Below are 11,246 nucleotides of genomic sequence, written 5' to 3'. Positions count from 1 at the left end.
AATCGCGCAGGTGTGTCGGGTGAATTCACCGGGCAGGTGGGTTTAGGTGGACAGGCTACGAGCACGCGTGGTGACCTGAGGCGCCATTCGGCGGGCTATTGTGCGGAGCATGCCGACCGTAGAAAACGCCTCGCCCGCCGACGACAGCACCCCCGCCGAAGCCACGGGGATCGCCTCGCAGGACTGGGCGACCGCATCTGCCTCGCCGCAGTACCGGGCCGCCGTCGTGGACCTGCTCGGCGCGCTCGCGTACGGGGAGCTCGCGGCCTTCGAGCGCCTCGCGGAGGACGCGAAGCTCGCGCCCACCCTGGACGACAAGGCCGAGCTCGCCGCGATGGCCTCCGCCGAATTCCACCACTTCGAGCAGCTCCGGGACCGCCTCGCGAAGATCGAGGTCGAGCCGACCGCCGCCATGCAGCCCTTCGCCCAGGGCGTCGACGACTTCCACCGCCAGACCGCTCCGTCGGACTGGCTGGAGGGCCTGGTCAAGGCGTACGTCGGCGACTCCATCGCCAGTGACTTCTACCGTGAGGTCGCCTCCCACCTGGACACCGACACCCGCGCCCTGGTGCTCGGCGTGCTCGACGACACCGGCCACGGCAACTTCGCCGTGGAGAAGGTGCGCGCCGCGATCGAGGCCGACCCGCGCTGCGGCGGCCGGCTCGCGCTGTGGGCCCGCCGCCTGATGGGCGAGGCCCTCTCGCAGGCCCAGCGCGTGGTCGCCGAGCGCGACGCGCTCTCGACCATGCTGGTCGGCGGTGTCGACGGGATGGCGGCGGGCTTCGACCTCGCGGCCGTCGGAGAGATGTTCACCCGCATCACCAAGGCCCACACCAAGCGGATGGCGGCCCTCGGCCTCGCAGCCTGATCTGACGGTCCCTTACGTCGTCGGCCCCGGCGCGCCGTGTGCGCGCCGGGGCCGACGTACGCGGTCCGGGGGACCGGGCCTCGGCGGCCCGGCCTCAGGAATCATCCCCGCGACGGGAGCGAAAACGGAGTCCTGTGGGGACGCCTGCGGGGCCCGTGGGCCGGACGGAGCAGCAGGGACAGCACCACGGCCGAGACCAGCACCGCGCCGACGAAGGTCGCCATCAGGGTGTTGTGCCCCGGGCCCAGCGCGAAGTGGGTGAGATAGGCGCCGAACAGCGCCCCCACCACCCCGCTGCCCAGCACCGTCCTTCGGGAAGGAAGTCGGGGCGCGAGCACTCGGACGGCCGCGGCGGACAGGGCGAGGCCCAACAGCGCGGAGCCGAGCACTTCCATCAGCACCATGAGGTCTCTCCCATACGTCAGGGCAAACCGGGTCACTGCGGTCCTACCCGAAGCCCAAGAAAGGGAAACGGCCCGGTGGAATCAACCACCGGGCCGTTTCGGACAGTTCCCAGAGCTTCTCAGAGCGCTCCGAAACCGACCTTGCGTGCGGTCGGCTCACCCAGGTCGACGTACGACAGGCGGTCGGACGGCACCAGGACCTTGCGGCCCTTGTTGTCGGTGAGGCTCAGCAGCGGCTCGTTGCCGGACAGCGCGGCGCTGACGATGCTCTCCAGCTCCTCGGCGCTCAGGTCGCTCTCCAGCACGATCTCCCGGGGTGCGTGCTGCACGCCGATCTTGACCTCCACGGCTTTGTCCCTCCGACGATCCGGTTCGCGCGATCAGCCGCGCCGTACGCGGTCCACATTAGCCCGGAGAGGGGATGCGGACCGCGCAGAGCGGACACGCTGGCAGCGAACACCGCGAGGACCGCGCGGCGACCGTCAGGATTCCGTGCCGTGCAGCGGGAAACCGGCGATGCCGCGCCAGGCGAGGGAGGTCAGCAGGCCGACCGCGGTGTCGCGGGCGACCGGGCTCTCGCTGGAGAGCCAGTAGCGGGCCACGACCTGGGAGACCCCGCCCAGGCCCACGGCCAGCAGCATCGACTCGTCCTTGGACAGGCCGGTGTCCTCGGCGATGACGTCGGAGATGGCCTCCGCGCACTGGAGGGAGACACGGTCGACGCGCTCGCGCACCGCGGGCTCGTTCGTCAGGTCGGACTCGAAGACCAGCCGGAAGGCGCCGCCCTCGTCCTCCACGTACGCGAAGTAGGCGTCCATCGTGGCGGCCACGCGAAGCTTGTTGTCCGTCGTCGACGCCAGCGCGGTGCGCACGGCCAGCAGCAGCGACTCGCAGTGCTGGTCCAGCAGGGCCAGGTACAGGTCGAGCTTGCCGGGGAAGTGCTGGTAGAGCACCGGCTTGCTCACTCCGGCGCGCTCGGCGATGTCGTCCATGGCGGCAGCGTGGTACCCCTGGGCGACGAAGACCTCCTGGGCCGCGCCCAGCAGCTGGTTGCGCCGGGCTCGGCGCGGCAGTCGCGTGCCCCGCGGACGCGCTGCCTCGGTCTGCTCGATGGCTGTCACGCCGCCTCCCACTTTCTCTCAGAACACAGGCGCTCTGCGCCGCGCCGCCATCGTACTTTTCGGTAACCGAATCTGGGGGGTCCGAGCCGAGTTTTCTCGCGGTACGGACGGCCCGGAGGCGCTGGTCAGCGGTCGCTCGACAGTCGGTCAGCGGTAGTCGTCCTCGTCCAGCCGCACCACCCGCGCCTGCTCGGCGGCGTCGCCGTCCGCGGCCTGTTCGGCCTGGCCGGCCTGCCGGCCGTTGTCGGGATCGTCGTCGTCAGGCCGGAGATCGGCCTGCTGTTCCGCCACATCCGCCTCGGGGGCCTCAGGATCGAGGGATTCCGCAAACCGCTCCCGGAAGGTGTCCGGCTCCGCAGGGTCGACAGTCATCGCCGCTCCCCTCGCTTCCTTGTGTCACTTACGAGCCTAGGAGGATCGCGGGGGCACCGCTATGCGGATACCAGGATCCGCGATGTGTCTGTGACCGCGAACACAACAAGTGGAGCGTGATCCTCTCGTAACATTGCCCGCATGTCTTCGACCGAGCTGCCGGGCGTGCGGTCCACCGCCGAACTGTCCTCCCCCCTGGGAGCGGTCCGGGTGGCCGACGGAGAGCAGCTGCGCACCGCCGCTCTGCCCGGACTGGATCTGGCCGTCCGGGTGCGCCCGCCGCGGCGCACCGACCTGCCGCCCGCCCTCTTCGTGCACGGGCTGGGCGGTTCCTCGCAGAACTGGTCGGCGCTCATGGAGCAGCTGGCGGACACCGTCGACGGCGAGGCCGTGGACCTGCCCGGCTTCGGCTGGTCCCCGCCACCCGCCGACCGCGACTACTCCGTCACCGCGTTCGCCCGGGCCGTGATCCGCCACCTGGACGCCGCCGGTCGCGGACCCGTCCACCTCTTCGGGAACTCCCTCGGCGGCGCCGTCTCCACCCGGGTCGCCGCCGTCCGCCCCGACCTTGTGCGCACCCTGACGCTCGTCTCGCCGGCCCTTCCCGAGCTGCGCGTGCAGCGGTCGGCCGTACCGACCGCGCTCCTGGCGCTGCCCGGGGTGGCCTCGCTCTTCAGCCGGATGACGCGGGGCCTCACCGCCGAACAGCGCACCCGGGGAGTGACGGACCTCTGTTACGGAGACCCCTCCCGGGTGACTCCCGAGGGGTTCCGCAACGCCGTGGAGGAGATGGAGCGCCGGATGGCCCTCCCGTACTTCTGGGACGCGATGACCCGCACGTCACGCGGCATCGTCGACGCCTACACCCTCGGCGGCCAGCACGGACTGTGGCGCCAGGCGCAGCGGGTGCTCGCCCCGTGCCTGCTGGTCTACGGTGGCCGGGACCAGCTGGTCTCGTACCGTATGGCGCACAAGGCCGCCGCTTCCTACCGGGGTTCACGGCTGCTGTGTCTGCCCGAGGCCGGGCACGTGGCGATGATGGAGTACCCCGAGGTGGTGGCCGCCGCCTTCACGGAGCTGCTGCGCGACACCCGCGCGGGGGCTGCGGACGGGGACACCGAAGACGGCAGGGGCTGAGGGGTCGTGGGACGACACAGTCGAAAATCCGGGGCGCCCGCTCCGGAGTCCGCTCCGGCGCAGGCGCCCGCCGCAGCGCGCCCGCAGGCGCACCCCGATCCCGCCGGGTACGGGGACCAGTACGCGAACGACGTCTTCGGGAACCAGGTCTTCGGGAGCGAAGCCTCGGCGAACGAGGCCTTGGGCAACGACGTCTTCGGCAACGACGACCCGTTCGCCGGGTGGCCCGAATCGACCGTCACCCACCAGGGGTACGTGCCGCAGGACCTGCCCGCCTCCGGCACGCGTGCCGGAGGCCACCCCCAGCAGTACGAACCCGGCGGCGCCTGGGGCGCCCGGCCCGACTCCGCCTCCGACTCCGGTTCTGTGTACGGGGACTGGCGCGGGGTGCCGCGCCCGCGCACCGAGTCCCCCGCGGCCGGGGTGGCGGCCCACGCCGCGCGCCTGGACTCCGGCACCCCGCCCTCCGGTACCCCGGCCTTCGGCACCCCGCCCTCCGGTACCCCGGCCTTCGGCACGCCCGCCGTGGGCTTCCCGCAGGTCATGCCCGAAGAGGCCGCGCCCGACCCCCGCACTTCCACCGGCTCGCACCGCCGGGTACCCGGCCCGCGGGTGCCGGCCGACCCCGTCGTGGAGCCGGCCGGGTCCGAGTCCGGCTCCGGTCGCAGCCGCAAGGTGCGTACCTACACCGGCATGGCCGCGGCCGCGGTCACCACCGTCCTCGCGGTGGTCGTCGCGGGCCAGGCGTACCTCGACGGCGACGCCGACGAGGCCAGGGCCGGCGCGCCCGCCGCCACCGGGAAGGACCGCAGCGACACCGCCGCCTCCCGCTCCGACGGCCGCCCCACCCCGAACGGCGGCGTGGCCGCGCCCGTGGCGCCGTCCGCCGCGGCGCCCGCGCCCGAGCTGACGTACGAGCAGCAGATGGCGGCGCAGCTGCCCCTCGACCCCAAGCTCACCGGGCCCGGGACCTTCGACACCGTGCCCGGCGTGGCCAAGGCCCCCGGCAAGGGCAAGACCGTGCGTTACAGGGTCGACGTCGAGCAGGGCCTGGGCCTGGACCCGCAGCTGTTCGCCGAGGCCGTCCACCGCACCCTCAACGACGACCGCAGCTGGGGCCACGGCGGTACGAAGACCTTCGAACGGGTACCCGGCGGCGAGGCCGACTTCGTGATCACCCTCGCCAGCCCCGGCACCACCGGCGTCTGGTGTGCCAAGTCCGGCCTCGACACCATCGTCGGCAACGTGTCCTGCGACTCGGCGAAGACCGAGCGGGTGATGATCAACGCCTTCCGGTGGGCCCAGGGCTCCGAGACCTACGGTCCCGACCAGATGCTCACCTACCGCCAGATGCTCATCAACCACGAGGTCGGCCACCGGCTCGGCCACGGCCACGTCAACTGCCGCACCCCCGGCGCGTTGGCCCCGGTCATGCAGCAGCAGACCAAGTCCCTCAACATCGACGGCATCCAGTGCAAGCCCAACCCCTGGGCATTTCCCGAGAGTTGACGCCGCGTCGGCGGAGCGCCGTGACGGTCGCGTTGACAAGCCGTCCGATCATCGGTCATGGTTCTCCGCATGTCGCACCGCCACACCCTGACCGCGAGCGCCGCCATTGAGCTGGCGCTCCTCGGTGTGGCCGCGCACAGCGTGGCCGACATCTTCTGTCGCTGACGCCGGCCCGACCGCGCAGCGACCCTCTTCGTCCTTTTCGTGACGCCGCCGCGCCCGGGCACACCCATGCCCGCAGGCGCGGCTTCCTCCTGTTCGGTGCCGGTCCGGTACCGCCGCTGATCGCTGATCGCCGCCCCTCGCGTGGCCCTTCCGTTCTTCCTTCACGCCGAGAGGTCCTTCTCCGATGTTGCGTCAGTCCCACATACCGCGCCGCGTGGCCGCGGCCGCCGTCAGCCTCGTACTGGCCGGGGGCGCCGCCGCCTGCGGGCCCAAGGACGGCGCGGACGGGGCAGGCGCCGCCGGCGGCAAGCCCGGCGCCGCTGGTGCGCCGCAGAAGGGCGGCACGCTGACCGTCCTCAACTCCGAGCCGCAGAACGACTTCGACCCGGCCCGGCTCTACACCTCCGGCGGCGGAAACGTTCCCTCGCTGGTGTTCCGTACGCTGACCACCCGCAACCGCGAGGACGGCGCGGCCGGCACCAAGGTCGTGCCCGACCTGGCCACCGACACCGGAAGGCCCAACGCCGACGCCACCGAGTGGACCTACACCCTCAAGGACGGCCTCAGGTACGAGGACGGCTCCCCGATCACCACCGCCGACATCAAGTACGGCATCGAGCGCTCCTTCGCCGCCGAGCTGTCCGGCGGAGCCCCCTACCTGCGGGACTGGCTGGTCGGCGGCGAGTCCTACGAGGGCCCCTACAAGGACGGCGGCAAGGGGCTCGACTCGATCGCCGTGCCCGACGCGAAGACGATCGTCTTCAAACTGCGAAAGCCCGAGGGCGAGTTCCCCTTCGTCGCCACCCAGACGCAGTTCGCCCCCGTCCCCAAGGCCAAGGACACCGGCGCCACGTACGAGGCGCACCCGGTCTCCTCGGGCCCCTACAAGGTCGTCAGGAACGAGAACGACGGCGAGCACCTCACCCTGGAGCGCAACGAGCACTGGGACGAGAAGACCGACGAGGAGCGCAAGGCCTACCCGGACAAGATCGACGTCCGCTCCGGCCTCGACTCCGCCGTCATCAACCAGCGCCTGACCACCAGCGCCGGCCCCGACGCCGCCGCCATCACCACCGACACCAACCTCGGCCCGGCGGAGCTCGCGCAGATCGGCGACTCCGCCGACAAGAACGGGCTCGCCGGCCGCGTCGGCACCGGCCACTTCGGTTACACCAACTACATCGCCTTCAACCCGAAGGTCGCGCCCTTCGACAACCCGAAGGTGCGCCAGGCGATATCCCACGCGATCAACCGCACCAGCGTGGTCAACGCCGCCGGCGGCTCCGCGCTGGCCGAGCCCGCCACCACCTTCCTGCCCGAGCGCGAGGCCTTCGGCTTCACCCCGTACGACCACTTCCCGGCGGGCAGGACGGGAGATCCGGCCAAGGCGAAGGAGCTGCTGAAGGAGGCGGGCTTCCCCGACGGGCTCACCGTCACCCTGACCCACTCCACCGCGCAGAACCGCCAGACCAGCCCCGAGGTCGCCACCGCCGTCCAGCAGGCCCTCGCCGCCGCCGGCATCACCGTCAAGCTGGAGGGCCTGGAGAACAACGCCTTCAACGAGCGCCGTTGGGACGCCAAGAACACGCCCGGCTTCTTCCTCTCCCGCTGGGGCGCCGACTGGCCCTCCGGCGGCCCCTTCCTCGCCCCGATCTTCGACGGCCGCCAGATCGTGACCGGCGGCTCCAACTACAACCACGCGCAGCTCGACGACCCGGCCGTCAACGCCGAGATCGACGAGATCGCCAAGCTGACCGACCTCGCCGCGGCCGGCAAGCGCTGGGGCGCACTCGACAGGAAGATCGGCGAGCAGGCCCTCACCGTGCCGCTCTTCCACCCGGTCTACAAGCGGCTCGTCGGCAAGGACGTCAAGAACGTCGTCATCAGCGACTGGACCGGCGTCCTCGACATCTCGCAGGTCGCGGTCAAGTGAGCCTCGCCCTCGAACGGTCCGCACCGGCGCCCGGGGCCGTCCCCCCGGGCGCCGGCGCCGGACGCCGACTGTGGCGGCGGGTACGCCGACGGCCCTCCGCCGTCGCGGCCGCCGCCGTCCTGGCCCTGCTCGTCCTCCTCGCGCTCGCCGCCCCGCTGCTCGCGCACCTCACCGGACAGGACCCGGGCGCGTACCACGACGACCTCGTGGACTCCGCCCGCGGCGGCGTCCCCCTCGGCTCCTTCGGCGGGATCTCCGCCGACCACTGGCTCGGCGTCGAGCCGGGCACCGGCCGCGACCTGTTCACCCGGCTCCTCTACGGCGCACGGATCTCCCTGCTCGTCGCCCTCGGCGCGGTCGCCGTGCAGACGGCCGTCGGCGTGGGCGTCGGACTCGCCGCCGCACTCGGCGGCCGGGTCGCGGGCCGGCTCATCGGCCTGGCCACCGACGTGATGATCGCCCTGCCGATGCTGGTCATCGGCATCGCCCTCACCGCGGTCGTCCCGCCCGACTTCCCGCGCCCCCTGCTCCTCATCGTCCTGATCGGGCTCTTCGACTGGGGCGGCACCGCCCGCATGGTGCGCGCCCAGACCCTCGCCCTGCGCGGCCTCGACTTCGTGGACGCCGCCCGCCTCTCCGGCAGCGGCACCCTGCGGATCGCCCGCCGCGAACTGCTGCCCTCGCTGGCCGCCCCCGTCATCACCATCGCCGCCCTCAAGGTGCCGACCGCCATGGTGGCCGAGGCCTCCCTCTCTTTCCTGGGGGTCGGCGTCAAGCCGCCCACCCCCTCCTGGGGGCAGATGCTCTCCAGCGCCCAGACGTGGTTCCGGGCCGACCCGGCCTACGTCCTGCTGCCCGCCGGGCTGCTCTTCGTCACGGTGCTCGCCTTCACCGTCCTCGGCGACGCGGTCCGCACGGCCCTCGACCCGCGCGAAGGCTCCCGCCTGCGGGTCGGCACCGGAAAGGAGAGCAAGGCGTGAGGCGCTTCGTGCTCCAACGGATCGGCGGCGCACTGCTCGTGCTGCTCGCCCTGTCCGTCCTCATCCACGTCCTCTTCTACTTCGCCCCGGGCGACCCCGCCCGCCTCGCCTGCGGAGAACGCTGCAACCCGCAGCAGATCGCCCAGGTCCGCGAACAGCTCGGGCTGAACGAAACGGCCGTCGCCCAGTACCTGCACTTCCTCCAGGGGCTGGTGGCCGGCCGGGACTACTCCGCGGGCGCCGGGCAGGCCCTGCACTGCGACGCGCCCTGCCTGGGATTCTCGTACCAGACCGACCAGCAGGTCACCGGGCTGATCCTGACCAGACTGCCCGCCACCCTGTCGCTCGCGCTGGGCGCACTGGCGATCTGGCTGCTGGTCGGCGTCGGCACCGGGCTGCTGTCCGCGCTGCGCCGCGGCGGCATCACCGAACGCCTGCTGACCGTCCTCACCCTCGCCGGGACCGGCACGCCCGTCTTCATCCTGGGGCTGCTCCTGCTCATGGCCGTCTGTGCCCACCTCCAGTGGCTGCCGTTCCCGACGTACGTGCCGCTGACCGAGGACCCCGAACAGTGGGCCTGGAACCTGCTGCTGCCCTGGCTGACCCTCGGCCTCTTCGAAAGCGCCAAATACGCTCGTCTCACCCGCAGTTCGACCCTGGAGACGCTCGCCGAGGACCACATCCGCACCTTCCGCGCCTACGGGGTGGGGGAGCGGGCCCTCGTCACCCGGCACGCGGTGCGCGGCGCCGTCGCCCCCGTGATCGCCCTCAGCGCCGTCGACTTCGGCACGATGATCGGCGGCGCGGTGCTGACGGAGTCGCTGTTCGGGATCCCCGGTCTCGGCAAGACCCTCATCGACGCGGTGCGGGTCGTGGACCTGCCCGTCGTGGTGGGCGTCGTCCTCGCGATCGGCGCGGCCGTCGTCCTCGCGGGTGCGATCGCCGACCTGCTCTACGCCGCCGCGGACCGAAGGGTGGCCCTCGCATGACACAGCCACTCGTCGAGGTCGCGGGCCTCGTCGTCGACTTCCCGGTCGGTGCGGCGGGCGACCACGTACGGGCCGTGGACGGGGTCTCCTTCACCCTCCGGAAAGGCCGCGCCCTGGGCATCGTGGGCGAGTCCGGCAGCGGCAAGTCCACCGTGGCCGCGGCCCTGCTGGGCCTGCACCGCGGCACGGGCGCACGGCTGGCCGGCACCGTCCGGGTCGACGGCACCGACGTGGCCGCGGCCACGCCCGCCGAACTGCGCCGCCTGCGCGGCGGGACCGCCGCCATGGTCTTCCAGGACCCGCTGAGTTCCCTGGACCCCTACCTCGCCATCGGCGACCAGATCGCCGAGGTCCACAGGATCCACTCGGGCGCCTCCCGGCGCGCCGCCCGCGCCCGGGCCGTCGAGGTGCTCGACCGGGTGGGTATCGCGGACGCCGTACGCCGCTCCCGGGCGCGGCCGCACGAGTTCAGCGGCGGCATGCGGCAACGGGCCCTCATCGCCATGGCGCTGGCCTGCGACCCGCGGCTGCTGATCGCCGACGAGCCGACCACCGCACTGGACGTGACGGTCCAGGCCCAGATCCTGGACCTGCTGCACGGCCTGCGCGAGGAGCGCGGACTCGGCCTGCTGCTGGTCACCCACGACGTGGGCGTGGCCGCGGAGAGCGTGGACGAACTGCTGGTCATGCGCGACGGCTCCGCCGTGGAGCGCGGGTCGGTGGCCTCCGTGCTGACCGCCCCCGCCGAGCCGTACACGCGGGAGCTGCTGGCTGCGGTGCCGAGGCTGGACGGGCCGCGCCGTTCCCGGGACCCCGCCCCGGACCCCGCGCCCCGAACGCCGGCGAGGCCGCAGGTGCCCGTCGTCGAAGCCGTCGGACTGCGGCGCGAGTTCGGCAGGCGGGGGCGGCGGGTCGCCGCCGTCGCCGGAGTGTCCCTCACCGTGCGCGCCGGGGAGACCCTCGGCATCGTCGGCGAGAGCGGCTCCGGCAAGAGCACGCTCGGGCGGATGCTCGTCGGACTGCTGCAGCCCGACTCCGGGCAGATCCGGCGCGGGGGGCACCCCGCCACCGGCGTCGCGGGGGGCGTGCAGATGGTCTTCCAGGACCCCGTCTCCTCCCTCAACCCGCGCCGGTCCGTCGGCGAGTCCATCGCCGACCCGCTGCGCGCGGCCGGGGAACGGGACACGGCGGCCCTGCGGACCCGCGTCGGGGAACTGCTGGAGCGCGTCGGACTGGAGGCCGGGCACTACGACCGCTACCCGCACGAGTTCAGCGGCGGCCAGCGCCAACGGGTCGGCATCGCGCGGGCGTTGGCGCCCAGGCCCCGGCTCATCGTCTGCGACGAGCCCGTCTCGGCCCTCGACGTGACCACGCAGGCACAGGTCACCGCCCTGCTGGCGGAACTCCAGCGGGAGTCCGGCATCGCCCTGGTCTTCATCGCGCACGACCTGGCGGTGGTCCGGCAGGTCAGCGACCGGGTCGCCGTCATGCGGGCCGGTGAGATCGTGGAGGAGGGCCCGGTGGACGAGGTCTACGACCGTCCGGCCCATCCCTACACCCGCCAACTGCTGGCCGCGGTACCGCAACCAGGGAGTGTCCGGCGGGTCGCGGTCGGATAGCGCGGACGCCCGGTGTCGCGCCAGGAGGCTTGTGCCGTGGCGTAGTTGCGAGCCCAGGTCGGGCCTTGCGAGGCCGTACTTCTAGCGCGCTCGAACGCGAACCGTACGGGAAAGTTACGACTCTTCACCCCTTCCGGTGGCGCGACGGA

The 11,246-nt window shown here is 72.6% G+C and carries 12 protein-coding genes; 8 read left to right on the top strand and 4 right to left on the bottom strand.

Going from position 1 to position 11,246, the window contains the following annotated elements; genetic code table 11:
* Positions 1-109: 109 nt before the first annotated feature.
* On the top strand, positions 110-868 hold the full coding sequence (locus tag AB0F82_RS12735) for a ferritin-like fold-containing protein (protein ID WP_030029457.1): 759 nt from the start codon (positions 110-112) through the stop codon (positions 866-868).
* Positions 869-969: 101 nt separating this feature from the next.
* On the opposite strand, the gene AB0F82_RS12730 is transcribed toward AB0F82_RS12735, so the two are convergent.
* From AB0F82_RS12730 to AB0F82_RS12715, 4 genes are all read right to left on the bottom strand, one after another.
* Positions 970-1,272, bottom strand: coding sequence for a hypothetical protein (locus AB0F82_RS12730; protein WP_436842078.1), 303 nt, complete (start codon positions 1,270-1,272; stop codon positions 970-972).
* A 119-nt stretch (positions 1,273-1,391) separates the two neighbouring features.
* Positions 1,392-1,619, bottom strand: coding sequence for a DUF3107 domain-containing protein (locus AB0F82_RS12725; RefSeq protein WP_030831015.1), 228 nt, complete (start codon positions 1,617-1,619; stop codon positions 1,392-1,394).
* A 135-nt stretch (positions 1,620-1,754) separates the two neighbouring features.
* Entirely contained in the window at positions 1,755-2,393 is a 639-nt protein-coding gene (locus AB0F82_RS12720; protein WP_356815673.1) for a TetR/AcrR family transcriptional regulator, read from the bottom strand.
* A gap of 147 nt (positions 2,394-2,540) precedes the next feature.
* A complete protein-coding gene (locus tag AB0F82_RS12715) occupies positions 2,541-2,765 on the bottom strand; it encodes a hypothetical protein (RefSeq protein WP_362626316.1) in 225 nt (74 codons plus the stop codon).
* Positions 2,766-2,906: 141 nt separating this feature from the next.
* Between AB0F82_RS12715 and AB0F82_RS12710 the strand changes: the two genes are divergently transcribed.
* The 7 genes from AB0F82_RS12710 to AB0F82_RS12680 all read left to right on the top strand — a co-directional run bounded on the left by AB0F82_RS12710 (position 2,907) and on the right by AB0F82_RS12680 (position 11,097).
* A complete protein-coding gene (locus AB0F82_RS12710) occupies positions 2,907-3,902 on the top strand; it encodes an alpha/beta fold hydrolase (protein ID WP_362626313.1) in 996 nt (331 codons plus the stop codon).
* Between the two features lie 6 nt (positions 3,903-3,908).
* On the top strand, positions 3,909-5,411 hold the full coding sequence (locus AB0F82_RS12705) for a DUF3152 domain-containing protein (RefSeq protein ID WP_362626310.1): 1,503 nt from the start codon (positions 3,909-3,911) through the stop codon (positions 5,409-5,411).
* A gap of 69 nt (positions 5,412-5,480) precedes the next feature.
* The gene (locus AB0F82_RS12700) at positions 5,481-5,576 is read left to right on the top strand and encodes an Ms4533A family Cys-rich leader peptide (protein ID WP_312847296.1); all 96 of its coding nucleotides are present in this window, start codon (positions 5,481-5,483) and stop codon (positions 5,574-5,576) included.
* A 184-nt stretch (positions 5,577-5,760) separates the two neighbouring features.
* Positions 5,761-7,509, top strand: coding sequence for an ABC transporter substrate-binding protein (locus AB0F82_RS12695; RefSeq protein ID WP_362626307.1), 1,749 nt, complete (start codon positions 5,761-5,763; stop codon positions 7,507-7,509).
* Positions 7,506-8,489: an ABC transporter permease gene (locus tag AB0F82_RS12690; protein ID WP_362626304.1), complete on the top strand. Its 984-nt coding sequence runs from the start codon at positions 7,506-7,508 to the stop codon at positions 8,487-8,489. Before AB0F82_RS12695 ends, AB0F82_RS12690 begins: the two co-directional genes overlap by 4 nt.
* Positions 8,486-9,478 (top strand): ABC transporter permease, encoded by a 993-nt coding sequence (locus AB0F82_RS12685; protein WP_356815665.1) that lies wholly within the window; start codon positions 8,486-8,488, stop codon positions 9,476-9,478. Before AB0F82_RS12690 ends, AB0F82_RS12685 begins: the two co-directional genes overlap by 4 nt.
* Positions 9,475-11,097 carry an ABC transporter ATP-binding protein gene (locus AB0F82_RS12680; protein WP_362626300.1) on the top strand — a complete coding sequence of 541 codons (1,623 nt, stop codon included), beginning with the start codon at positions 9,475-9,477 and terminating at the stop codon, positions 11,095-11,097. The genes AB0F82_RS12685 and AB0F82_RS12680 overlap by 4 nt, the downstream gene beginning before the upstream one ends.
* The last annotated feature ends 149 nt before the right edge of the window (positions 11,098-11,246 follow it).

The organism is Streptomyces virginiae (assembly GCF_040638905.1).
GTDB classification, from domain to species: Bacteria; Actinomycetota; Actinomycetes; order Streptomycetales; family Streptomycetaceae; genus Streptomyces; species Streptomyces virginiae_B.
This window is presented reverse-complemented; position numbering and strand designations above follow the sequence as displayed.

Excerpts from the sequence above, each read along its gene's own strand:
- AB0F82_RS12735 (WP_030029457.1), top strand. The coding sequence starts at position 110 with ATGCCGACCGTAGAAAACGCCTCGCCCGCCGACGACAGCACCCCCGCC.
- AB0F82_RS12730 (WP_436842078.1), bottom strand. The coding sequence starts at position 1,272 with ATGGTGCTGATGGAAGTGCTCGGCTCCGCGCTGTTGGGCCTCGCCCTG.
- AB0F82_RS12715 (WP_362626316.1), bottom strand. The coding sequence starts at position 2,765 with ATGACTGTCGACCCTGCGGAGCCGGACACCTTCCGGGAGCGGTTTGCG.
- AB0F82_RS12710 (WP_362626313.1), top strand. The coding sequence starts at position 2,907 with ATGTCTTCGACCGAGCTGCCGGGCGTGCGGTCCACCGCCGAACTGTCC.
- AB0F82_RS12700 (WP_312847296.1), top strand. The coding sequence starts at position 5,481 with ATGTCGCACCGCCACACCCTGACCGCGAGCGCCGCCATTGAGCTGGCG.
- AB0F82_RS12695 (WP_362626307.1), top strand. The coding sequence starts at position 5,761 with ATGTTGCGTCAGTCCCACATACCGCGCCGCGTGGCCGCGGCCGCCGTC.
- AB0F82_RS12680 (WP_362626300.1), top strand. The coding sequence starts at position 9,475 with ATGACACAGCCACTCGTCGAGGTCGCGGGCCTCGTCGTCGACTTCCCG.